This window comes from Pseudomonas sp. GW823-FHT02E01, assembly GCF_058797535.1.
This window is the reverse complement of sequence record NZ_JBXAJS010000004.1, coordinates 464,200-486,200: the sequence shown is the minus strand read 5'-3', so window position 1 is coordinate 486,200 and position 22,001 is coordinate 464,200. Positions and strand designations below refer to the sequence as shown.

Annotated in this window: 20 protein-coding genes; 7 read left to right on the top strand and 13 right to left on the bottom strand. The window is 61.0% G+C overall.

Going from position 1 to position 22,001, the window contains the following annotated elements:
• Positions 1-68: 68 nt before the first annotated feature.
• From AC1RDQ_RS12420 to AC1RDQ_RS12405, 4 genes are all read right to left on the bottom strand, one after another.
• Positions 69-422, bottom strand: coding sequence for a DUF1493 family protein (locus AC1RDQ_RS12420; RefSeq protein WP_492587412.1), 354 nt, complete (start codon positions 420-422; stop codon positions 69-71).
• A 290-nt stretch (positions 423-712) separates the two neighbouring features.
• The gene (locus tag AC1RDQ_RS12415) at positions 713-1,009 is read right to left on the bottom strand and encodes a hypothetical protein (RefSeq protein WP_492587410.1); all 297 of its coding nucleotides are present in this window, start codon (positions 1,007-1,009) and stop codon (positions 713-715) included.
• Positions 1,010-1,342: 333 nt separating this feature from the next.
• A complete protein-coding gene (locus AC1RDQ_RS12410) occupies positions 1,343-1,534 on the bottom strand; it encodes an antitoxin PaaA2 family protein (protein WP_489339565.1) in 192 nt (63 codons plus the stop codon).
• A gap of 40 nt (positions 1,535-1,574) precedes the next feature.
• Positions 1,575-1,865: a hypothetical protein gene (locus AC1RDQ_RS12405; protein WP_057712457.1), complete on the bottom strand. Its 291-nt coding sequence runs from the start codon at positions 1,863-1,865 to the stop codon at positions 1,575-1,577.
• A 448-nt stretch (positions 1,866-2,313) separates the two neighbouring features.
• Between AC1RDQ_RS12405 and AC1RDQ_RS12400 the strand changes: the two genes are divergently transcribed.
• The 3 genes from AC1RDQ_RS12400 to AC1RDQ_RS12390 all read left to right on the top strand — a co-directional run bounded on the left by AC1RDQ_RS12400 (position 2,314) and on the right by AC1RDQ_RS12390 (position 6,302).
• The gene (locus tag AC1RDQ_RS12400; RefSeq protein WP_492587408.1) at positions 2,314-4,248 is read left to right on the top strand and encodes a RecQ family ATP-dependent DNA helicase; all 1,935 of its coding nucleotides are present in this window, start codon (positions 2,314-2,316) and stop codon (positions 4,246-4,248) included.
• A gap of 229 nt (positions 4,249-4,477) precedes the next feature.
• Positions 4,478-5,704, top strand: coding sequence for a 3-hydroxyacyl-CoA dehydrogenase (locus tag AC1RDQ_RS12395; RefSeq protein WP_492587406.1), 1,227 nt, complete (start codon positions 4,478-4,480; stop codon positions 5,702-5,704).
• Positions 5,705-5,879: 175 nt separating this feature from the next.
• Complete coding sequence (locus AC1RDQ_RS12390; RefSeq protein WP_007972849.1) at positions 5,880-6,302, top strand: acyl-CoA thioesterase; 423 nt, start codon at positions 5,880-5,882, stop codon at positions 6,300-6,302.
• A 66-nt stretch (positions 6,303-6,368) separates the two neighbouring features.
• Here the strand turns inward: AC1RDQ_RS12390 and AC1RDQ_RS12385 are convergent, their stop codons facing one another.
• The 4 genes from AC1RDQ_RS12385 to AC1RDQ_RS12370 form a co-directional block, all read right to left on the bottom strand.
• Entirely contained in the window at positions 6,369-6,860 is a 492-nt protein-coding gene (locus AC1RDQ_RS12385; RefSeq protein ID WP_057712453.1) for a glycine zipper domain-containing protein, read from the bottom strand.
• 359 nt (positions 6,861-7,219) lie between these two features.
• Positions 7,220-9,568, bottom strand: a complete 2,349-nt coding sequence (locus AC1RDQ_RS12380) for an FdhF/YdeP family oxidoreductase (RefSeq protein WP_492587404.1) — start codon at positions 9,566-9,568, stop codon at positions 7,220-7,222.
• The gene (gene fdhD / locus AC1RDQ_RS12375; RefSeq protein ID WP_492587402.1) at positions 9,565-10,410 is read right to left on the bottom strand and encodes a formate dehydrogenase accessory sulfurtransferase FdhD; all 846 of its coding nucleotides are present in this window, start codon (positions 10,408-10,410) and stop codon (positions 9,565-9,567) included. Before fdhD ends, AC1RDQ_RS12380 begins: the two co-directional genes overlap by 4 nt.
• 92 nt (positions 10,411-10,502) lie before the next feature.
• On the bottom strand, positions 10,503-11,390 hold the full coding sequence (locus AC1RDQ_RS12370; RefSeq protein WP_057712450.1) for a LysR family transcriptional regulator: 888 nt from the start codon (positions 11,388-11,390) through the stop codon (positions 10,503-10,505).
• 128 nt (positions 11,391-11,518) lie between these two features.
• Between AC1RDQ_RS12370 and lysM the strand changes: the two genes are divergently transcribed.
• Positions 11,519-11,959: a peptidoglycan-binding protein LysM gene (gene lysM / locus AC1RDQ_RS12365; RefSeq protein WP_007972838.1), complete on the top strand. Its 441-nt coding sequence runs from the start codon at positions 11,519-11,521 to the stop codon at positions 11,957-11,959.
• Positions 11,960-12,086: 127 nt separating this feature from the next.
• Here the strand turns inward: lysM and yrfG are convergent, their stop codons facing one another.
• A complete protein-coding gene (gene yrfG, locus AC1RDQ_RS12360) occupies positions 12,087-12,749 on the bottom strand; it encodes a GMP/IMP nucleotidase (RefSeq protein WP_150755608.1) in 663 nt (220 codons plus the stop codon).
• 88 nt (positions 12,750-12,837) lie between these two features.
• Between yrfG and nudE the strand changes: the two genes are divergently transcribed.
• The gene (nudE, locus tag AC1RDQ_RS12355) at positions 12,838-13,404 is read left to right on the top strand and encodes an ADP compounds hydrolase NudE (RefSeq protein WP_090452543.1); all 567 of its coding nucleotides are present in this window, start codon (positions 12,838-12,840) and stop codon (positions 13,402-13,404) included.
• A complete protein-coding gene (cysQ, locus tag AC1RDQ_RS12350; RefSeq protein ID WP_057712446.1) occupies positions 13,401-14,228 on the top strand; it encodes a 3'(2'),5'-bisphosphate nucleotidase CysQ in 828 nt (275 codons plus the stop codon). The genes nudE and cysQ overlap by 4 nt, the downstream gene beginning before the upstream one ends.
• A 164-nt stretch (positions 14,229-14,392) precedes the next feature.
• On the opposite strand, the gene AC1RDQ_RS12345 is transcribed toward cysQ, so the two are convergent.
• The 4 genes from AC1RDQ_RS12345 to rfbC form a co-directional block, all read right to left on the bottom strand.
• Entirely contained in the window at positions 14,393-14,848 is a 456-nt protein-coding gene (locus AC1RDQ_RS12345; RefSeq protein ID WP_218495330.1) for a YiiD C-terminal domain-containing protein, read from the bottom strand.
• A 40-nt stretch (positions 14,849-14,888) separates the two neighbouring features.
• On the bottom strand, positions 14,889-16,283 hold the full coding sequence (locus AC1RDQ_RS12340) for a sigma-54-dependent transcriptional regulator (protein ID WP_349734766.1): 1,395 nt from the start codon (positions 16,281-16,283) through the stop codon (positions 14,889-14,891).
• Positions 16,280-18,088 (bottom strand): sensor histidine kinase, encoded by a 1,809-nt coding sequence (locus AC1RDQ_RS12335; RefSeq protein WP_057716530.1) that lies wholly within the window; start codon positions 18,086-18,088, stop codon positions 16,280-16,282. Before AC1RDQ_RS12335 ends, AC1RDQ_RS12340 begins: the two co-directional genes overlap by 4 nt.
• A 93-nt stretch (positions 18,089-18,181) precedes the next feature.
• Positions 18,182-18,727 carry a dTDP-4-dehydrorhamnose 3,5-epimerase gene (rfbC, locus tag AC1RDQ_RS12330; RefSeq protein ID WP_489339571.1) on the bottom strand — a complete coding sequence of 182 codons (546 nt, stop codon included), beginning with the start codon at positions 18,725-18,727 and terminating at the stop codon, positions 18,182-18,184.
• A 191-nt stretch (positions 18,728-18,918) separates the two neighbouring features.
• Here rfbC and AC1RDQ_RS12325 point away from each other — a divergent pair, with 191 nt between their 5' ends.
• Positions 18,919-21,831 (top strand): aminotransferase, encoded by a 2,913-nt coding sequence (locus tag AC1RDQ_RS12325; protein WP_492587400.1) that lies wholly within the window; start codon positions 18,919-18,921, stop codon positions 21,829-21,831.
• Positions 21,832-22,001: the final 170 nt, after the last annotated feature.

Here is a 22,001-nt window from a genome sequence, read left to right as displayed (position 1 = left end):
CCCCTCGGGGCGGCTTTTTTGTGCGCAAAATTCAGTTTTTCGCGGGCAAGTCAGAATGCGCCGGGCCGTTACAGGCCTTCGAGCTCATCCGTGTCCCAGCGTTGGGCCTTGATGGCCCGGTAGAGCATGCCGATGGTCAATGGCACCTTCTCGCCGCGACCCTTGGCTTTTCGCTTTAGATTCACGTCAAAGCCGTCGGGCTGGAAATAGCGATAACTGTCGAAATCCACGAAATCGATGGCGAAGTAGTCTTCCAGGGTTTCGATCAAATGCCGGGCGTCTGCACCGTTGCAGCCCAGGTCGAAATTGATCGAGGTGCCGAGGCTGATGGTTTTGCGCTCGGGGAAGCCGAGTTCTTCATGCAACAGTTGCATGAGTTGCTGCATCAAGTGGTCGTCGGGGAGGTTGGGGGCGAGGTTCATTGGGGGAGATCCGTTTGGGCCTTAACGGATCTTATTGGTCGTCGGACTTGAGAGGAAGGGCCGGCTGAGTTGATTGCTCCCGGCTCAGCATTTTCAGTTTGCAAGGAGGACCGACGTTCATCCCGTAGGACCTCGTTCATTTGTTGCACGCTTTCCATTAGCTCATCAAAAAAACTGCTCATGGTTTCCTTCTGTATCCGATGAGAGCATTGAGTGGTTTGTTTCCAACGGAGCAAATCTTATTTCTTGATCGCTCCTGCGCAGTGCGTGGGAGCGATCTCCATTAAAGATCAGACCGGAGCTTTCCAGTTGAGCATGCGTTGTTGGGCGACTTTGAGCAGGTCGCAGCCGTCCTGGGTCAGCAGGTAGAGGGCGTGGGTGATGTGCGGGATGTCTTTGATGTCGCCGTGTTTGAAGCATTGGCAGTGCAGGGTTTGCAGCAGGTCACTAGAGGCCCGGATGCGCTGGAGGGCGGCTTCGAGGATGTCTTGCGGGTTGGCCTCTGTGTCGATGATCAGGGCCGGGGAATCGGTGAGGTTGGATTGGAGTGGACGGTAGCGATTTGGAAACGGATTCGGAGTTTGCATATGAATTACTCGGTTTGTTGTTAAGTAACCGCCAGCACCGTGACCAAACGATGGGAGGCGGACTGTGCGCAGGCTTGGTCAACCGAGAACAACAACTCGGCTCGCCCGAAGGCGTCCCGCACACAGCCGCCATAGCAATGCACTACGAGGACATAGATGTCCGCGGCGCGAATGATGGCACACATGTGTGCGTTGTTCTCAGGTGACCAAACCTGATCGCTGATTTTGCAGCGATGGGGAGACAGTAAAATTTCGTTGTTAGATGCGATAGGCGACAAGGTGTCTTGTTTTGTAGGACCTTGCCGAAGCTTTGATAGGGCGTTGCTGACGGGCTTATCTCTTGCGCAAATTTTCGCGTTTGTTTGCCATCAAGCGTTTGGCTTCTTCATTTGGAATGCAGGGACGGGAATCGTCTAGGCCGGCTTGTACTTGGGCTTTGAACCATGCGTCGTAGGCTGCTTGTTCGAGCTGTTCTTGGGTATCGGGTATTTTGTTTTTCATCAGGCTCACCGCGTTATCGTTCATCGCGAGCAAGCTCGCTCCCACAGGAGATTGTGGTGGGGCTTCAGTCGGTGAATTTCGGCAGGCGCTGCCGGGCGATGTCGAGCAGGTCGTTGCCGTCCTGGGTCAGCAGGTACAGGGCGCCGACGATCTTGGGGATGTCGCTCGCTTCGGCCTGTTTGAAGCACGTGCAATAAAGGGTTTCGAGCAGGTCGCTGGCGGCGCGTATGCGTTGTCGGGCGGCGTCGAGGATCTCGTAGGGGTCGGCCTCGGTATCGATGACCAGCACTGGGGTTTCGCTGTAGCGGCTCTTGAGCGGGTGATAGCGGGCTGTCGGCGTGTCGGCTTTTTTCATCGAGTGGGTCCTGTGCGAAATCGGCAAGTGTTCCCGGCAGGCCGAGACACTGTTTTCAGCCGCGCCGGAAACTATAGGAGGACCTGGCGTTGCAGGACAAGATGGCTGAAATGGACAGGCGTTGTAGGGTATTTATCGTGTTCCGAGGAAAAGGCTTACACATTTTCGGAGGTTTGTGCGCCGTAGCCGCTGCCGGTAAAAATGCCTACGGGCTTATCAGTCGCTGTTTAGCAAGTATCGGCAGAGAGGGCTTTGGACGCTGTCGGGTATTTCGAGTTTTGCGGTGGGTGTGCTGGCCTCTTCGCGAGCAGGCTCGCGAAAGCGATCTCAAGCCCTTCCAGCCATCCGCTGTATCATCCGGTATCGTTTTTGCCCCCGACCTTTTCTCGACTCGCTGCGATCGCCGGCTAGGCTTTTGACTCCGCAGCAGTCAACGGAGTGACAGCTTATGCACAACACCCTGGAACAGGTTTTCGGTTATCCACAATTTCGACCCGGTCAGGAGGCGGCCGTCAGTGCCGTGCTGGCCGGGCGCTCGGCGGCAGCGATTTTCCCCACCGGTTCCGGCAAATCCCTTTGCTACCAATTACCGGCGTTGTTGCTGCCGCACCTGACACTGGTGGTCTCACCCTTGCTGGCGTTGATGCAGGATCAACTGGCGTTCCTGCAACGCCACGGCATCTCGGCGGGCAGTATCGATTCGGCCCAGAGCCGCGATGACGCCAGCGACGTCATGGCCCGGGCAAAATCCGGCGAACTGAAGATTTTGATGATCTCCGTGGAGCGCCTGAAGAACGAGCGCTTCCGGCATTTTTTACAGCAAGTACCGATCTCGCTGCTGGTGGTGGACGAGGCGCACTGCATTTCCGAATGGGGGCATAACTTTCGCCCGGACTACCTCAAGCTTCCCGACTATCAACGCCAGTTCAACATCCCGCAGGTGTTGCTGTTGACCGCAACGGCGACGCCCAAGGTCATCGCCGACATGCAGGCGAAATTCGCCATCGCCGCCGACGATGTGGTGACCACCGGTTTCTATCGCCCGAACCTCAATTTGCTGGTGGAGCCGGTTCGCGGAGCAGACAAGCGCCGACGCCTGGTCGAATGGATGAGCCAGCGTCCGGACCAGCCGAGCATCGTCTATGTCACTTTGCAGAAAACCGCCGAGCACATCGCCGAACACCTGAACCGCAACGGCATTCAGGCCGAGGCTTATCACGCCGGGTTGCCCCATGAGCAACGGGAAGCGATCCAGCGTCGCTTCATGGGCGGGCAGTCCAATTGCATCGTCGCCACCATCGCTTTCGGCATGGGCATCGACAAAAGCGACATCCGCAACGTGGTGCATTTCGACCTGCCCAAATCCATCGAAAACTACAGCCAGGAAATCGGCCGCGCCGGGCGTGACGGGCAGCCGTCGGACTGCCTGGTGTTGGCCAACCGCGACAGCCTCAACGTGCTGGAGAACTTCGTCTACGGCGACACACCCGAGCTGGATGGCATCCGTTGCGTGCTTGACGAGATGCATGCCGCCGCAACCGAAGGGCAGTGGGAGTTTCTGCTGGGGCCGTTGGCAGACCAGAGCAATATTCGCCAGTTGCCGCTCAAGACCTTGCTGGTGCAACTCGAATTGCGCGGGTTGATCGCCCCGCGCTACGCGTACTACGCCGAGTACCGTTTCAAGTATGTGCAGGAGCCCGAAGTGCTATTGGCGCGTTTCGAAGGCGAGCGCAGGGATTTTGTCGCTGCGATCATCCAGACCTCCAGCCGCGCCCGGACCTGGGCCACGGTGAATTTCGAGGCGCTGTACGAGCAGCATCAGGCCGAGCGCAGCCGGGTGGTCAAGGCGCTGGATTACTTCCAGGAGAAAGGTTGGGTGGAGCTCGAAAGCAAGCAGATGACCGAGGTCTACAGCGTACTGCAAAGCGGGTTCGACAACGTCGCGTTGAGCGAGGAACTGCACGGCTATTTCACTCGGCATGAGTGCACCGAGATCGCGCGGATTCACGCGATGCTGGATCTGTTCGCCACCGACCGTTGCCTGGGTTATCGCCTGGCCGAGTATTTCGGTGACCACAATGCCCCGCAGCAATGCGGACATTGTTCGGTGTGTCATGGGCAAGTGGCGCGGCTACCGGCACCACCGGAGTTGCCGGCGCTTGTGGATAAGAATTTCGAGGCGCTGTGTGGCGGTTTTATCCACAGGCATGAGCAGCACACGGGCAACGTGCCCTCGGCTGAACGCGTAACACGGTTTCTGTGCGGGATCAGCGTGCCGTTGTTCACCAAGCTCAAGGCGCGGTCGATTCCCGGGTTTGCGGCGCTGGAAGATTATCCGTATGCCGGGGTGCGCAGTTGGGCAGAGCAACATCTTGCCGGCTGAACCAAAAACCTGTGGGAGCGAGCTTGCTCGCGATGAGGCTGGCACATTCAACATTGATGGCGACTGACACACCGCCATCGCGAGCAAGCTCGCTCCCACAGGGAACTCAGTGCCTGGCAGGGCTACATCCATCCGCTGAATGTTGCTCATCACAGGAATAAATTTCAAAAAAAGCCGGTGGCTGACTATGGTGGTGGCTGTCTTCGGATCGCCAACAAGAGAACAAAACATGAGCCAGACACCGTCGAATATTCAGCGCGCCGCCGTCATCGGCGCGGGCACCATGGGCCGTGGCATTGTCATGTGCCTGGCCAACGCCGGAGTGGCCGTGCAGTGGGTCGACAACAATCCGCAAATGCTGGAGCAAGCGCTGGCCACCGTGGCGGACACCTATGCCCACAACGTGCGTCAGGGCCGCATTGATCAGGGCGAAGCCGATGCCCGTGTCGCGCGCGTTACGGCGGCGGATGGTTATGTGGCCATCCGCGATGTCGACCTGGTCATCGAAGCGGTGTACGAAAACCTTGAGCTCAAGCAGAAAATTTTCCGCGAGCTCGATGGCCTGCTCAAACCTGAGGCGATTCTGGCCAGCAATACTTCGGCGCTGGACATCGATGCCATCGCCGCGGTCACACGTCGGCCGCAGCAAGTGCTGGGCCTGCACTTCTTCAGCCCGGCGCATATCATGAAACTGCTGGAAATCGTCCGTGGCGCGCAGACTGCATCGGCGGTGCTCGACGCGGCACTGGCGCTCGGCCAACGCATGGGCAAGGTCAGTGTGGTGTCGGGCAATTGCGACGGTTTCATCGGCAACCGCATGCTCAATACCTATGTGCTCGAAGCGCGAAAAATGCTGCTCGAAGGCGCTTATCCCTACCAGGTGGACGCAGCGCTGCAAGCCTTCGGTTTTGCCATGGGGCCGTTCCGCATGTTCGACGTGGTGGGCGTCGACCTGCAATGGCGCGCCCGGCAACTGTCGGGTGTCGGGCAGGACGCGCCAGAGGTTCAGGTGGATAACCGACTGTGCGAGATGGGGCGCTTTGGTCAGAAGAGTGGTAATGGCTATTACCACTATGAGCCGGGCAGTCGCCAGGCCGAACATGATCCGCAGGTGGATGCGCTGGTGCTGGAAGTCAGCGAAAGGTTGGGGTTCCAGCGCCGCGAGATTGGCCCGGAGGAGATTCTCGAGCGCTGCTTGCTGGCACTGGTCAACGAAGGCGCGAAGATCCTTCAGGAAGGCATCGCCGAGTCGGCTCACGATATCGATCTGGTCTACCTCAACGGATACGGTTTCCCGGCGGACAAGGGCGGGCCGATGGCCTGGGCGGATCAGCAAGGGTTGGCGGACATTCACCGGCGCTTGATCGACCTTGAGACGCGTCAGGGTGATCACTGGAGTCCGGCGCGGGTGATTGGGGAGCTGGCGGCGGCTGGCAAGGGCTTTGCTGACAAGTGATTGATGCGGCGCCTGCAAGGGCGCCTTCGCGAGCAAGCCCGCTCCCACATTGGATATCGGTCGTACGCAAAATCTGTGTTCACCGAAGATCGAATGTGGGAGCGGGCTTGCTCGCGAAGAACGATAACGCGGTTTTCGCCTTAGACTGGCGAACCCACTCCAGGAATCAACGCTGATGCCCCAACGCACCGACTATCCGCACTTCCAGCCCATCACCACCCGCTGGCACGACAACGACGCTTACGGTCACGTCAACAACGTTACCTACTACAGCTTCTTCGATACGGCGGTGAACACTTACCTGATCGAAGTCGGCGGCCTGGATATCCATGACGGTGAGGTGGTGGGGTTCGTGGTGAGCTCCTCCTGTGATTACTTTGCTTCCATTGCTTTCCCGGACCGCATCGAGATCGGTCTGCGGGTGGGCAAGTTGGGCAACAGCTCGGTGCAATACGAACTGGCCGTGTTCAAGCAAGGGGAAGACGAGGCCTGCGCGGCGGGGCGCTTCGTGCATGTGTTTGTCGATCGTGCGTCGAATCAACCTGTGGCGATTCCTGCAGGGTTGCGCGGGGCGCTGGAGCGTCTGGTGGTTCAGTAAGGCAAAAAAAATCGCAGCCCTTGGGCTGCGATTTTTGTTGTACTTACCAGCGAGGCGCTCGAGGCCTTAGTCGCGGTAGTACTTGTGGTGCTTCTTGCGATGGCCATAGGCATGACCACGGCCCGGATGGCCGTCACGGTAGTAACGACGATCACCATGACCGCGATACGAACGACGATCGTCGTCGTCATCATGATCGTACTCTTTGCCCATGTAGTTACCCAGCGCGCCACCGGCACCGCCGCCTGCTGCGGCGCCGATCAGGCTACCGGTGGTGCCGCCCATGCTGCGGCCGACCACGTTACCGCCTGCTGCGCCCAGCGCACCGCCAAGGGCGGCTTCGCCACGGCTGTGTTTGTTTGCGCCGACGGCGCTACCACCCGCGCCACCCAGGGCCGCGCCGATGGTGGAACCTGTGCTGCCGCCTAACGACTGACCGACGACCGAGCCTAGAACCCCGCCCAATGCGCCGCCTACACCGGCTTCGGTGGTGCCGCCAGCAGATGCGATACCGCTGACCAGGCCAAGGGACAACAAGAGAATCGAGGAGAACTTCATGGAGGAACCTCAAGGGGATGACGGCGCGATCCTGAGGCTCTGGAATGGGCGTGACAATCGAAATCCGACGAATAACACGACTTGTATACAATATTGCAAGTTACTGTTTTTTGGACGGAACTTAACGTTTTTTTGCCGGTCTTTTACTACTTCGCAAAGGCCGTTTTCATCAGAGAACGGCCTTTTTTGTGGGCGAAAGGAAAGTATTCGAACGGAGTCGTTCATAGGGTGAATCGGCCGACGCCTTCGCGAGCAGGCTCGCTCCCACAGTGGATCGAGGTCGAACACAAAAGCTATGTCCACTGAAGATCAAATGTGGGAGCGAGCTTGCTCGCGATGGGGCCAGTTCAGACAACGTATTACGCCGACCTGGCCATGATCAACCCGGTCTCACTCGCCGCTTCCAACCGGATCGCCACAAATTTGGATGTCGGCGTATGGCTGTCATCGCCGGTGCTTTCCAGCGGCACCAACGGGTTCACTTCCGGATAGTAGGCCGCCGCTTGCCCGGCCGGGATATCAAACGCCAGCAGCGTGAAACCTTTTACCCGACGTTCAACGCCATCGTCCCATAGCGAAACGATGTCCGCCTTTTGCCCCGGCTTGAAGCCCAGGCGAATGAGGTCGGCTTCGTTGACGAACAACACATCCCGCTGACCCTTCACACCGCGATAACGGTCGTTGAGGCCATAGATAGTGGTGTTGTACTGATCGTGGGAACGCATCGATTGCATGATCAGGTCCGGCAGTACGCCGGTGGCGCGGGTGCGTTCATGCACCAGGTCTTTGGGCAGTGCGTTCGGGCGGAAATTGGCCCGGCCCGAGGCGGTGTTCCACTTGCGCGCGCCGGCGCTGTTGCCCAGGTAGAAACCGCCAGGGTTCTTGATCTTCTCGTTGAAGTCCTTGAAGCCGGGAATGGTCTCGGCGATCAGGTCGCGGATGCGGCTGTAGTCGGCCACCAGCCAGTTCCAGTCCACCGGGTGGCTGCCCAGGGTCGCGGCGGCGATGCCGGCCAGGATCGCCGGTTCCGAGCGCATCTGGTTCGACAGCGCCTGCAGCTGGCCATTGGAGGCGTGGACCATGCTGAACGAGTCTTCGACGGTTATCGCTTGCGGACCTTGGGTCTGGATATCGATGTCGGTGCGGCCCAGGCACGGCAGGATCAGCGCGTCCTTGCCGTGGGTCAAATGGCTGCGGTTGAGCTTGGTGCTGATCTGCACGGTCAGGTCGCAGTTTTGCAGGGCCTGGAACGTGCGCGGGCTGTCCGGCGTGGCCTGGGCGAAGTTGCCGCCCAGGCCGATGAAGACTTTAGCCCGGCCTTCAGCCATCGCATGAATCGCTTCGACCACGTTGTGGCCGTTGTCGCGTGGCACCTTGAACTGGAAGCGACGCTCCAGGGCATCGAGGAACGCGACAGGAGGGCGTTCGTTGATGCCCATGGTCCGGTCACCCTGCACGTTGCTGTGGCCACGGACCGGGCACAGGCCTGCACCCGGCCGGCCGATGTTGCCGCGCAGCAGCATCAGGTTGGCGATTTCCTGGATGGTCGCCACCGAATGACGATGCTGGGTGATGCCCATGGCCCAGCACATGATGACGTTCTTGCCCTTGACGTACATGCGCGCCGCTTGCTCGATTTCTACCAGGCTCAGGCCGGACTGCTCGACGATCTGCTCCCACGGGGTGTCGTCGATGACGGCCAGGTAATCCAGCACGTTGACGCTGTGCTCGTTGAGGAAGTCGTGGTCGAACACCGCCGGGTCGCCGGTTTTCTGCGCGTCGCGCTCCCACAGCAGGAGGAATTTCGCCATGCCGCGCATGATCGCCATGTCGCCGCCCAGGGCCGGGCGGAAGAACGCGGTGTTGGTCGGCTCGGAGCCGTTTATCAGCATTTCGATCGGGTGCTGTGGATGCTGGAAGCGCTCCAGGCCCCGCTCCTTGAGCGGGTTGATGCACACCACTTGAGCGCCGCGTTTCACCGCTTCGCGCAGTGGTTCGAGCATCCGTGGGTGGTTGGTGCCGGGGTTCTGACCCCAGACGAAAATTGCATCGGCGTGTTCGAAGTCGTCGAAGGTCACGGTGCCTTTGCCGACCCCGACGCTTTGCGACAACGCGACACCGCTGGCCTCGTGGCACATGTTTGAGCAGTCGGGGAAGTTGTTGGTGCCGTAGGCGCGCACGAACAGCTGATAGAGGTACGCCGCTTCGTTACTGGCCCGGCCCGAGGTGTAGAACTCGGCCTGATCGGGGCTCGACAGGCCGTTCAGATGCCTGGCGATCAGGGCGAATGCGTCGTCCCAACTGATCGGCTTGTAGCGATCAGTCTCGGCGTCGTAGCTCATCGGCTCGGTCAGGCGGCCCTGGTATTCGAGCCAATAGTCACTTTGTTCCAGCAGAGAAGTGACGCTGTGTTTGGCGAAGAATTTGGCATCGACACGGCGTTTGGTCGCTTCCCAGTTCACCGCCTTGGCGCCGTTCTCGCAGAACATCACCATGCCCTTTTCCGGAGAATCGCCCCAGGCGCAACCCGGGCAGTCGAAGCCACCGTTCTGGTTGGTCTTGAGCATGATGCGCAGGTTTTTCAGCGCGTTGTCGCTGGTCAACCAGGCCTGGGCCACGCTGATCAGTGCCCCCCAGCCACCGGCCGGGCCTTTGTAGGGCTTGAAGCGAGGGACGGGTTTCTGGTCGGCTTGACGGTGTTGACTCACGCTTGATTCTCCAACGTTGGGCTGTAGACCCGCGGCGCATTCTTCTGTGGCAGATGGATGAGATTGAGGTTGTGGCGACGGGCCCATTGCACGGCAAGGCCCGTGGGCGACGACAGGCTGACCAGGGTCTGGATGCCTGCGCGCAATACTTTCTGGATCAATTCGAGGCTGCAGCGGCTGGTGACAATCGCCAGCCCGCCAGCGGTGGGGATTTTCTGGCGGATCAATCCGCCGATCAGTTTGTCGAGGGCGTTGTGCCGGCCGATGTCTTCGCGGCCCAGCAACAACTCACCCTTGTCGTTCATGAACACTGCCGCATGCACCGCGCCGCAATGCTGGCCCAAGGGCTGGAAGGCGCCGATGCGCTCGCGCAGGCCATCAAGCCATTCGATCGGCGGCAACGGGGCGCCAGGCAATACCTGAAGGTCCGGCAACGCCTGCTCGACCGCTTCCACGCCGCACAACCCGCAACCGCTGGTGCCTGCCAGTTGTCGGCGCTGCTGCTTGAGGTTCCAGAACGCGCGGTTGGCGATGGTCACTTGCGCGTATTGCGCCGACCCCGACCCCGAGCCGCTGAGTTGCAGGTCGTAGATGTCCGTGGCGTCCTGGATGATGCCGCTGCCCAGGCTGAAGCCGACGATGAAATCTTCCAGGTCCGTGGGCGTGACCAGCATGACCGCCTGGCTGATGCCGTTGAAGGCAATAGCCAGCGCGACTTCCTCTGCCAGCGCGGTGCTGGCCGATTCGGAGTATTCGAGATTGCTATAGCTGTACGTCTGGCTTGCGGCGGGCGCGGGCGTTTCGAGGGCAGGCGCCGCGCATGCAGGGCGCTTGGTGTTCATGGCATCACCGACGGTTTGATCAGCTTTAAGACTAGGCGCGGCAACTTGTCGCGTCTAATCGCTAATACTGATCTGCCGATAGATGCCGTCGATCAACCGCCAATCAGCGATTGCTGATAGAGGGCAAAACAGGCTTCTGCCAGCGCCGAGCGCGGTGCGCTGCGACGCATGATCAACCCCAGGCGGCCAAGGGTCTGGGCGTTCTCGATCGGCTGCAGGCGCAAATGCTCGGTCAGGCCTTCGAGGCCGCCGTCCAATGGCATCACGGCGCAACACAAGCCGCCGTGCACGGCTTGTAACAATTGGTGCACGGCATCGGTCTGCAACAACGGCTGCGGGGTCAAGCCACGGCTGTGGAAGTTATGGTCGATGGACTGGCGAAAGTGCATGCCACTGGTGAGCATGCCCAGCGGCAGTTCGATCAACGATTCCCAACTCAATGGCGCTTCGCCAAAGGTGAAGAAGCGTTGATCGTAGAGCAGACCCATGCGGGTTTCGCTGAAGGCCAGGGAGTCGAAGTGTTCGGCATCCAGGCGTTCCAGGTATGACACGCCGAGATCCAGGCGATTGTTCGCCAATTGTTCGAGGATCTGTTCGGAACTCAGGGCCGAGAGTTCGAAGCGCAGGTTCGGGTGTTCGGCGTGCAGGCGTTGCATCAGTGGCAGCGGATCGAAGCTCGACAACGGCACTACGCCCAGGCGCAAGGTGCCGACCAGATTGCCGCGACAGGCGGCTGCCTCGGCGTACAAGCCGTCATAGGCCGCCAGTACGGTGCGCGCCCAGGCCAGCACCCGTTCGCCCGGTGCGGTGAAGCCTTCGAAGCGTTGGCCGCGATTGACCAGCGGCAGGTCGAGTTCTTCTTCGAGGCTGCGCAGGCGCATGGACAGGGTCGGCTGGGTGATGTGGCAGCGTGCGGCGGCCTGGCCGAAATGGCGGGTTTCGTCGAGCGCGATGAGGAATTTCAGCTGCTTGATGTCCATCTGCGCTCCAAGGGTTGGGAAGGTGCGGATTCTATCGCAAGCGGGGTCATTGGTCGGGTTGGATTCGTAGGTGACGACCGTGGTCTAGGCTCTGATGTCTGGAACCCGAAACCCAAGGAGAGTGCACCATGAGTCTTTTGAGCTTTGTGAAGGAAGCAGGCGAAAAATTGCTGGATTTGCTGACGCCAGGTAACGCCAATGCCAGTGAGCAGTTGAAGGAGCACATCAGCAAGGTCGGCCTGGGCAACCCGAATGTGCAGGCGACGGTCGATGGCGACAAGGTCACGGTGACCGGTGAAGTCGCCAGTCAGGAAGAGAAGGAAAAGATCCTGCTGGCGGTGGGCAACATCGCCGGGGTGGGCAGCGTGGATGATCAGATCACCGTGACCGGACCGGTGGTGAAGGCGGCAGTGTTTGTCACCGTGGTGAAGGGCGATACCCTCAGCGCGATTTCCAAGCGCGTGTACGGCGATGCCAACAAGTACAACAAGATTTTCGAAGCCAACAAACCGATGCTGTCGCACCCGGACAAGATCTATCCGGGGCAGTCATTGCGGATTCCTGAGTAAGTCGTCAAACCGCGTGATGGCCATCGCGGGCAAGCCACGCTCCCACAGGATCTGAGTCGATCACGAAGGTTGCGAACGACGCAGATCCTGTGGGAGCGAGCTTGCTCGCGATAGCAGGCAACTCGGTCTAGAGCCCTGCAATCAAATCCCGATAATCCCCAACCGCCGCAAACTCCGCCGTATCCTTCGGTCCCTTGCGGCTATCCGGCTCTCGCACTGCCAGCAAATGCGCCACGCCAAAGTCCCGTGCGCTGCGCAGGATCGGCAAGGTGTCGTCAATGAACAGGCTGCGCGCCGGATCGAAATCGATATCGGCTTGCAGCGCATCCCAGAACTGCGGATTTTCCTTGGGAAAGCCGTAGTCATGGGAGCTGATCAAACGCTCGAAGTAGGGCGCCAGTTCGATTTTTTCCAGCTTCAACGACAGCGCATCCCGATGGGCATTGGTGATCAGCACCACGCGCTTGCCGGCCCGTTTGATCGCCGCCAGAAAGGTGTCGGCATCCGGGCGCAGGGCTATCAGATGCGCGGTTTCCAGTTTCAGGTCGCGCACCGACAGTTTCAGTTCGGCGCTCCAGAAGTCCAGGCAGTACCACTGCAACTGGCCGGCATTGCGCTCGAACAACGGCTGCAATTCCATCTCGGCCATGGCCCGGCTGACCCCGTGCAGTTCGGCGTAGCGCTGGGGCAGGTGCTCCATCCAGAAGTGGTTGTCGAAATGCAGGTCCAGCAGCGTGCCGTCCATGTCCAGCAGAACGGTATCGATGTCGGACCAGGGTAATGAAGGCATGGCAACGTCTCGGGCAGTAGAAAGATTTCTGGCGTAAACAATCGGGAAAGCCGCGTTATAGTAGCGCGTTCACGCCAAGGAGCTTTGCATGCGCCAGAAACCCACCATACTCGCCCGCGAAATTGTCGCCACCAGTCGATTGTTCTGCGTGGAAGAGCTGAAGCTGCGCTTTTCCAATGGCGTGGAGCGCACGTATGAACGCCTGGTCGGCAAGGGTGCCGGGTACGGCGCGGTGATGATCGTGGCGATGCTCGATGCCGAGCATGCGGTGCTGGTCGAGGAGTATTGCGGCGGCACGGATGAATATGAAATGTCATTGCCCAAGGGTTTGATCGAGCCGGGCGAAGACGTGCTGGCGGCGGCCGAGCGCGAGCTCAAGGAAGAGGCCGGTTTTGGCGCGCGGCAACTGGAGCACCTGACCGAGTTGTCGCTGTCCCCCGGCTACATGAGCCAGAAGATCCAAGTAGTGCTGGCTACCGACCTCTACGAAGAGCGTCTGGAAGGCGACGAGCCAGAGCCGATGCGGGTGGACAGGGTCAATCTGCGTGAGCTCTCGGCGCTGGCGCAAAACCCGCAATTTACCGAAGGCCGCGCCTTGGCGGCGCTGTACCTGGCCCGAGACCTGTTGACTCAGCGCGGAGCGTTCCAGCCATGAATTTCCCGCATCCGTTGATGGCGCCGGTCATTGAGCTGGCCTTGCAGGCCGGTGAGGCGATCCTGCCGTTCTGGCGCACAGGCACGGCCGTCACGGCGAAGGCTGATGACTCGCCGGTGACCGCTGCCGACCTGGCTGCACACCACTTGATTCTGGCCGGGTTGACGGCGCTTGATCCGAGCATCCCGGTGCTTTCCGAGGAAGACGCCAATATTCCCCAAGACGTGCGGGCCGGATGGCAGCGCTGGTGGCTGGTCGATCCGCTGGATGGCACCAAGGAGTTCATCAGCGGCAGCGAAGAGTTCACCGTCAACATCGCCCTGATCGAAAACGGTCGGGTGGTGTTCGGTGTGGTGTCGATGCCGACCAACGGGCGTTTTTACGTCGGTGGTGCGGGACTCGGCGCCTGGCGTGGCGATAAAGGTGGCACGCCCGTGGCGATCAAGGTACGTGATGCGCTAGCGCCCGGCGAGTCGTTCACCGTGGTGGCCAGCCGTCGTCATTCGAGTCCGGAGCAAGAGCGATTGCTGGCCGGGTTGAGCGCCAGCCTTGGCGAGCTGCAACTGGCCAATATCGGCAGTTCGCTGAAGTTTTGCCTGCTGGCCGAAGGGGCGGCGGATTGCTATCCGCGCCTGGCACCGACTTCCCAGTGGGACACGGCGGCGGCGCAAGGTGTGTTGGAAGGTGCGGGCGGTGAAGTGCTGGAGTTGAGCGGTGAGCCGTTCAGCTATCCGGCGCGGGCGTCGCTGTTGAATGCGTTTTTCCTGGCATTGCCGGCGAAGGCGGCCTGGCGGGAGAAACTGCTGGAATTGGCACGGTCCTGAGCTCACCTTTACTTTGTGGCGAGGGGGCTTGCCCCCGTTCGACTGCACAGCAGTCGCCAATCAGGCAAAGAGATTTAGCTGAAAATGCGCAATGGTCGGGTTTGGGGCCGCTGCGCAGCCCAACGGGGGCAAGCCCCCTCGCCACAAGTGTTGTGTCAACCGGTTCACCGGTGCAGCACGTACTGTCCGACAAACCTCACCGCATCCTCATCACGACCTTCGTTGACCACCCGTGTATGCAGCGTCAACCGAGCTCGGCTGTATCGCTGGAAGGTGGTCAGGAATTTCTTCCAGATCACCGGGTCCGGCGCCTGGCAAATGGCGTTGGCATCCCCCGTCACCGGCAGCGGATAGCTGATCTGCCCTTCCTGAATCACGATGTGCCCGTCGGTAATGCCTTCTTCCTTGAGGCGCAAATGCAGCCAGCCCCAACCGGCCAGGACCGCGCCGCAATAAAGGCTGCCGCCGAACATGGTGCTCTTGTGGTTGACGTTGGCTTCCAGCGGCAAGTGCAGGCGCAGTTGCTGGTCATGCCAGTCGAGCACTTTGAGGCCCATGTCCCTGGTGAGGGGAATGTCGTGATGGAGAATGGATTCCAGTTGTCGACTGTCGCGGCTCATTCAGGGGCCTCTTGCTTGAAGTGGATGATTGGACGGTAGCTCAATCGAGATCGTCAGGGTGAGCCGAGGCGCCACTGTCGGCGAAACTCAGACCGTGCTTGCGCAGTTTGTCGTGCAGGGTCTTGCGCGGAATGCCGAGGGCTTCGGCGACGCTGCGCACGGAGCTGTGCGAACGTGCCAGTTCGGCGGCGATGAGTGTTTTTTCGAAGTTCTCCACTTGCTCGCTCAAACCGCCGTCGACGACTTCGACCCTGTTGCCAGCGCTGCCTTCCGGCGTGCTGTTGTCGAGGGCCAGTTCCAGCCCGAGGGCAAAACGTTCGGCCGCATTTTGCAGCTCGCGCACGTTGCCGGGCCAGGTGTGGCGCAGCAGCAAGGCACGTTGCCCCGGTTGCAGTTCGTGGGGCGGTAAGCCGTGGCGGGCACTGGCTTCATCGGCAAAATACTGGAACAGCATCAGCGCATCTTCGCCCCGTTCGCGCAGCGGTGGAATCCGCAGCGGCGCAACGTTCAGGCGGTAATACAGGTCGGCACGGAAACGCCCTTGATCCGCTGCCTGGCGCAGGTCTTCCTTGGTGGCGGCGATGATGCGGATGTCCAGCGGGATCAGTTGATTGCCGCCCAGGCGTTCGACCACCCGCTCTTGCAGCAAGCGCAGCAATTTGACTTGCACATCCAGGCTCATGCTTTCGATTTCATCGAGGAACAGCGTGCCGCCATTGGCGAATTCGAACTTGCCGATGCGGCGTTTCTGCGCGCCGGTGAAGGCGCCGGGCTCGTGGCCGAACAACTCGCTTTCGACCACTGATTCGGCCAGTGCACCGGCGTTGATCGCCACGAACGGACCGTTGCGACGGCTGGATAAATCGTGCAGCGCCCGGGCCACGACTTCTTTGCCTGCGCCGGTTTCGCCGAGGATCAGCACGTCGGCCCTGGTCGCCGCCAGGGCACCGATCTGCTCGCGCAGGCGCAGCATCGAAGGTGAGTGGCCAACCAGCCGCGTGCTTAGCTCGTTGCGGTCGCTCAAGGCCAATCGCAGGCTGCGGTTGTCCAGCACCAGCTGGCGCAGGGCCAATGCGCGGCGCACGCTTTCGAGCAGGGCGTCGCTGGCGAAGGGTTTCTCCAGAAAGTCATAGGCTCCGGCGCGCATGGCCTGCACCGCCAGCGGCACATCGCCATGGCCGGTGATCAACAGCACCGGTAGCTCAGGGTCCTGGGCGTGCAGTTCGCTCAACAGCTCAAGACCGTCCATGCCGGGCATGCGGATGTCACTGACCACCACCCCTGGCCAATCACGTTCAAGTTGCGCGGCCAGGCCCTTGGCTTCGGCCAGCGGCAAGATTTTCAGGCCGGCCAGATCCAGCGTCTGGCTCAAGGCCTGGCGCAAATGAGGGTCGTCGTCGATCAACACGACCTGAATGCGGTTGTCGATGGTCATGCACTTCGGTCCTCGGACGGTTGCAGGCTCACGCCCGGTGCGCCTGCGCGCAGCTTCAGGGTAATCAGGGCGCCGCCCTCCTTGTGGTTGGCGAACGACAGTTCACCGCCGAAGGCGCGCATCAGGGTTTCGCAAATCGCCAGCCCCAAACCGAGGCCCTGAGTGCGGGTCTTGGTGGTGTAGAACGGCTCGCTGGCGCGCCCGAGGGCTTCCATGCAAAAGCCGGGGCCGTTGTCGCGAATGTACAGGTTGACGCCATCGGCCGTGGATTGGGCACTGAGCCAGAGTTTACGTGGCGGGCCTTTTTCCGTCAGGGCATCCAGGGCGTTGGCCAGCAGATTGCCGAGTACCTGGCGCAGGCGGGTTTCCCCGGCTTCGACCCACAGGGTGGCGGCGGGCAAGTCGCGGATCAGCTCGACTTCCATGCTGCGTCGACGCTTGGCCAGCAAGGCCAGGGCATCGTCCAGCGCCGGTTGCAGGGCGACGCTTTCCGGGGCATGCCGGTCGCGCCGGGCAAAGGCGCGCAGGTGGGCGATGATCGAGGCCATGCGACCGGTCAATTCGCTGATCAGCTTGAGGTTGCCACGGGCATCGTCGGTGCGCTGGTGATCGAGCAACACTTCGGCGTTTTCCGCGTAGCTGCGAATCGCTGCCAGCGGCTGATTGAGTTCGTGGCTGATGCTCGCCGACATGGTGCCCAGTGCCGACAATTTACCGGCCTGCACCAGATCATCCTGGGCGCGTACCAGTTCCTGCTGGGCCTGTTCGCGTTCCAGCACTTCCTGTTTCAGGCGCCGGTTCAGGCCTTCGAGATCGCTGGTGCGCTCGGCAACCCGGCCTTCCAGTTCGCGGCGGGCCTTGGCTTCGAAAGCAATGCGCTCGAGGTAATGGCGGCGGCGCTGCATCATCAGGCCAAGCAGCAGCATCAACACCAGCAGCGCTGCGCCACCGATGGCCACCACCGTACGTACCGGGCGGTCGATCAAGGTGCGCGGGGCGAGGATGCTGACGTCCCAGCCGGTTTCGGCGATCTGCTGGGTCTGGGTCAGCCAGGCGTCCGGGTTGAGCTTCAGCGGTTTTGGATCGCGGGTTGGATAGGGCTGGATCGCAGTGATGGCCTTGCTTTCTTCCTCGCTCAACGGGCGGGTCGAGCGGAATCGCCACTCCGGTCGCGAGGTGAGAATGACGACGCCGTTGTGGTCGGTCAGCAGCAGTTGTTCCGGGGTTTTGCCCCACAGGCTTTCGGTGTGGTCGAGGTCGACCTTGACCACCAGCACACCCACTATTTTTTCACCGTCGCGCACGCCAGCGGCGAAGAAGTAACCGCGCTTGGCCGAGGTCGTGCCCAGGCCGAAAAAGCGCCCGAGCCGCCCGGCCATGGCTTCGCTGAAATACGGCCGGAAGGAAAAATTGCGCCCGACGAAACTGTCGTGTTTGTCCCAGTTGGAGGCGGCCAGGGTCTTGCCGGTGGTGTCCATCAGGTACATGACTTCGGCACCGGTCTGGGCGGCGATGTTTTTCAGCAGGCGGTTGGCGTTGCCTTGGGTGACGCCATCGTCCGGTGCGCCGAGCACGGCGCGCAGGGCCGGCAGGTCGCCGAGGATCTGCGGCAACACTTCATAGCGATGCAGGGTACCCAGCAGGTTGGCGACGTAGAGGTCGAGGGTCTGACGATTCTGACTGGCCAGCTCGCTGCGGTAGTAACGCTCGGCGAGATGTTCCAGCGGCCACAGCAGCGGCGCCAGGCACAGTGCCAGCAGGGCCAGGCTGCGCCAACGGGGTCTGGGAGGGAGGGTCGGTTTCATGAGCAGCATGCGCCTGTGGGTACAGGCGCATTATGCCTAGGCTTGCCCGCCTTGGGTCAGCTGCATCTTGATCGGCGAGCTTCAGCCGACCTTTCAGGCAAAGACGTCGGCATTCTTGAAAAATACCCCGGCCTGATCTTTCGCCGACAGCTGCGGCGTGCCTTGCAGTTGCCAGTCGATGGCCAGGTCCGGGTCATCCCAGCGAATGCTGCGCTCGGCGGAGGGCGTGTAGTAGTCGGTGGTTTTGTAAAGGAACTCGGCAAACTCGCTCAAGACCACGAACCCGTGGGCGAAACCTTCCGGAACCCAGAGTTGGCGATGATTGTCGGCAGACAGGCGCACAGCGACCCATTTACCGAAGTGCGGTGAGCTGCGACGGATGTCTACGGCGACGTCCAGCACTTCACCGACCGTGACGCGAACCAGTTTTCCCTGGGTATTTTCCAGTTGGTAATGCAGACCGCGCAACACGCCCTTCTGCGAACGGGAGTGGTTGTCTTGAACGAATTCAGTGTCCAGTCCGGTGGCCTCTTTGAAAGCCCTGGCGTTGAAGCTCTCATAGAAGAAACCACGTTCGTCACCAAAGACCTTGGGTTCGAGGATCAGAACACCGGGCAGGTCGGTGGTCACTACATTCATGGCGGCTCTCCAGCATCGTGCGTTTAATGGCCGCCATTCTTGCGCAAAGCGCCGACCGGGGCGAGTGCTCAAGTAAAAATCTACCGGCCTGTTCCAGCCCCTGCAAATGACCATTACCGGTTCCGGGGGGGTTGCGTATCGCCCGAACCAGTGGCGATATAGGCGCCTAATAAAATTTCAGGGGTTGTTGTATGCCGCTCGCCACGTTGATTCATCGCGCCAGTTTGCCCAGCCCGCAGGTGTCTGCGGAGCAAGCGCTAGAGCTGCTGGAAGAACATTACGGGTTCAGCGGCAGGTTGCAGGCCCTTGGCAGCCAGCAAGACCTGAACTATCGCGTCGACAGCGAGCGGGGACGTTTCGTCCTGAAAATCTGCCGTGGCGACTACTCGGTACTGGAGCTTCAGTCACAACATGCCGGGCTCAAGCATCTGGGCGAGCACCCCGATGTACAGGTGCCGCGTGTTATCGAGGCGAAAAACGGTGCAGACCTGCTGTCGCTGGACGTGGGTGGCCAGGCGGTGCACGTTCGTCTGCTCGATTACATCGAAGGCCAGCCACTGACGAGCCTGGGCCATTTCAACCCGACGGTGGTGTCCGGCTTCGGCCGCCTGTGCGGAGAAATGGACCTGGCCCTGGCGGATTTCGACCATCCGGGGCTGGTGCGAACCCTGCAATGGGACGCCCGCCATGCGCACGCCCTGATCGCGCATTTGCTGCCGGTGATCAAGGATGAAGCCCAACGCAAACTGATCGTCGAAGCGTCCGGGCAAGCCGAGCGGCATTTGCAGCCACTGCAGGACAAACTGCCGGTGCAGGCCATTCACATGGACATCACCGACGACAACGTGGTGTGGCAGCGTGATGCGCAGCGCCATTGGCAACTGCAAGGCGTGATTGATTTCGGCGACCTGGTGCGCACCTGGCGCATCACCGATCTGTCGGTGACCTGTGCCGCGCTGCTGCATCATGGCGAGGGCGATCCGTTCTGCATTTTGCCGGCAATCCAGGCGTATCACGCGGTCAACCCGTTGCAACACGAAGAGCTGCTGGCGTTGTGGCCGCTGATCGTCGCCCGCGCGGCGGTGTTGGTGCTCAGCGGCGAACAGCAGGTCAGCATAGATCCGGGCAATGCCTACAGCCGCGACAACCTTGTCCATGAATGGGAAATCTTCCGTGTGGCCACGTCGGTGCCGTTGGCGCTGATGGAAGCAGCGATCCTCACCGCCGTCGGCCAGAACCTGCCCACCATCGGCAGCGAAGGCTTCGCGCCGCTGTTACCGAGCCTGGTCGGGCGTGAGTTCGCCTTGATCGACCTCGGTGTGCTCAGCCCGCATTTCGAGGCCGGGAACTGGGAGCAGGAGGGTGTCGATCAGCGCCTGCTGGATGAAGCGGCCGCGGCACATGGCCTGGCGGCCAGTCGTTACGGGCAATACCGCCTGTCCCACACCCGCCCGGACAGCGCCGCTGAACCGGACACGTGCCCGCTGCACGTCGAGTTGCGTGTGCCTCAAGGCACGGCGGTCGAAGCGCCGTTTGCCGGGGTGGTGCACCAGCCATCGGCGGGCGTGCTGCAACTGGATGGCCCGCAACTGAGTGTGCGGCTATGGGGTGTCACGCCGTCGCTGCACAGCGGCGCGGCCCTGGTCAAAGGCCAAGTGCTGGGTTCGGTCAGCGGGCCATTGATCGTGCAGTTGTGCCGTGGCGCGTCGATCGATGCGCCGTTGTTCTGCACGCCATCGCGCGCCGCCGCCTGGCAGGCGTTGTGCCCGTCACCTGCGGCGCTGCTGGGGCTGGCCTGTGATGCCGAAGCCGAGCTCGACGGAGCGACCTTGCTGGCCCGGCGCGATGCCAGCTTCGCCCGCACACAAAAACACTATTACGTTGATCCACCGCGCATCGAACGCGGCTGGCGCAACCATTTGATCGACATGCAGGGCCGCTCCTACCTCGACATGCTCAACAACGTAGCGGTATTGGGCCACGGCCATCCACGCATGGCGGCAGTCGCCAGCCGCCAGTGGTCGTTGCTCAATACCAACTCGCGCTTCAACTACGCAGCCGTGGCCGAGTTCTCCGAACGTTTGTTGAAGCTGTCCCCTGACGGCATGGACCGGGTGTTCCTGGTCAACAGCGGCAGCGAGGCCAACGACCTGGCGATTCGCCTGGCGTGGGCCTACAGCGGCGGTCGCGACATGCTCAGCGTGCTGGAGGCCTATCACGGCTGGACGGTGGGCGCGGATTCGGTGTCGACCTCGATCGCTGACAATCCCAAGGCCTTGAGCAGCCGCCCGGACTGGGTGCACCCGGTGACCGCGCCAAACACCTATCGCGGTGAGTTCCGTGGCCCAGACAGTGCGCCGGATTATGTACGCAGCGTCGAACACAACCTGGCGAAAATCGCCGAGCAGAAACGCCAACTGGCCGGTTTCATCTGCGAACCGGTGTACGGCAATGCCGGCGGTATCTCGCTGCCACCAGGTTATTTGAAACAAGTCTATGCCATGGTCCGGGCCAGGGGCGGTGTGTGCATCGCCGACGAAGTGCAGGTCGGCTACGGGCGCATGGGCGATTTCTTCTGGGGCTTCGAAGAGCAGGGCGTCGTGCCGGACATCATCACCATGGCCAAGGGCATGGGCAACGGCCAGCCACTGGGCGCGGTCATCACCCGCCGGGAGATTGCCGAGGCGCTGGAGGCCGAGGGTTATTTCTTCTCTTCCGCCGGCGGCAGCCCGGTCAGTTGCCAGGTCGGCATGGCCGTGCTGGATGTGATGCAAGAGGAAAAACTCTGGGAGAACGCCCAGGTCGTTGGCGGGCACTTCAAGGAGCGACTCGAAGCGTTGATCGATATTCATCCGTTAGTGGGCGCGGTGCACGGTTCCGGTTTCTACCTGGGCGTCGAGTTGATCCGCAACCGCGAAACCCTGGAGCCGGCCACCGAAGAAACCACCGCACTGTGCGATCGCTTGCGTGAGCTGGGGATCTTCATGCAACCGACCGGCGATTACCTGAACATCCTCAAGATCAAGCCGCCGATGGTCACTTCGCGCCAGAGCGTGGATTTCTTCGTGGACATGCTGTCGAAGGTGCTCGCAGAAGGGCTGTAAACACATCCCCCTGTGGAAGAATTTTAGTTCGATTGATATCGGCTTTTAATCGATTGTTTTTGTAACGGTGGATGTAAGGTGCTTTAAAAGCCGATATTTATCGGATATAAAGTCGCCACAGCCCACGGCGTTTACACATACGCTTCCATTTCTGTCAGGTATCAATGTCA

Excerpts from the sequence above, each read along its gene's own strand:
- AC1RDQ_RS12420 (WP_492587412.1), bottom strand. The coding sequence starts at position 422 with ATGAACCTCGCCCCCAACCTCCCCGACGACCACTTGATGCAGCAACTC.
- AC1RDQ_RS12415 (WP_492587410.1), bottom strand. The coding sequence starts at position 1,009 with ATGCAAACTCCGAATCCGTTTCCAAATCGCTACCGTCCACTCCAATCC.
- AC1RDQ_RS12410 (WP_489339565.1), bottom strand. The coding sequence starts at position 1,534 with ATGAACGATAACGCGGTGAGCCTGATGAAAAACAAAATACCCGATACC.
- AC1RDQ_RS12405 (WP_057712457.1), bottom strand. The coding sequence starts at position 1,865 with ATGAAAAAAGCCGACACGCCGACAGCCCGCTATCACCCGCTCAAGAGC.
- AC1RDQ_RS12400 (WP_492587408.1), top strand. The coding sequence starts at position 2,314 with ATGCACAACACCCTGGAACAGGTTTTCGGTTATCCACAATTTCGACCC.
- AC1RDQ_RS12395 (WP_492587406.1), top strand. The coding sequence starts at position 4,478 with ATGAGCCAGACACCGTCGAATATTCAGCGCGCCGCCGTCATCGGCGCG.
- AC1RDQ_RS12390 (WP_007972849.1), top strand. The coding sequence starts at position 5,880 with ATGCCCCAACGCACCGACTATCCGCACTTCCAGCCCATCACCACCCGC.
- AC1RDQ_RS12385 (WP_057712453.1), bottom strand. The coding sequence starts at position 6,860 with ATGAAGTTCTCCTCGATTCTCTTGTTGTCCCTTGGCCTGGTCAGCGGT.
- fdhD (WP_492587402.1), bottom strand. The coding sequence starts at position 10,410 with ATGAACACCAAGCGCCCTGCATGCGCGGCGCCTGCCCTCGAAACGCCC.
- AC1RDQ_RS12370 (WP_057712450.1), bottom strand. The coding sequence starts at position 11,390 with ATGGACATCAAGCAGCTGAAATTCCTCATCGCGCTCGACGAAACCCGC.
- lysM (WP_007972838.1), top strand. The coding sequence starts at position 11,519 with ATGAGTCTTTTGAGCTTTGTGAAGGAAGCAGGCGAAAAATTGCTGGAT.
- yrfG (WP_150755608.1), bottom strand. The coding sequence starts at position 12,749 with ATGCCTTCATTACCCTGGTCCGACATCGATACCGTTCTGCTGGACATG.
- nudE (WP_090452543.1), top strand. The coding sequence starts at position 12,838 with ATGCGCCAGAAACCCACCATACTCGCCCGCGAAATTGTCGCCACCAGT.
- cysQ (WP_057712446.1), top strand. The coding sequence starts at position 13,401 with ATGAATTTCCCGCATCCGTTGATGGCGCCGGTCATTGAGCTGGCCTTG.
- AC1RDQ_RS12345 (WP_218495330.1), bottom strand. The coding sequence starts at position 14,848 with ATGAGCCGCGACAGTCGACAACTGGAATCCATTCTCCATCACGACATT.
- AC1RDQ_RS12340 (WP_349734766.1), bottom strand. The coding sequence starts at position 16,283 with ATGACCATCGACAACCGCATTCAGGTCGTGTTGATCGACGACGACCCT.
- AC1RDQ_RS12335 (WP_057716530.1), bottom strand. The coding sequence starts at position 18,088 with ATGAAACCGACCCTCCCTCCCAGACCCCGTTGGCGCAGCCTGGCCCTG.
- rfbC (WP_489339571.1), bottom strand. The coding sequence starts at position 18,727 with ATGAATGTAGTGACCACCGACCTGCCCGGTGTTCTGATCCTCGAACCC.
- AC1RDQ_RS12325 (WP_492587400.1), top strand. The coding sequence starts at position 18,919 with ATGCCGCTCGCCACGTTGATTCATCGCGCCAGTTTGCCCAGCCCGCAG.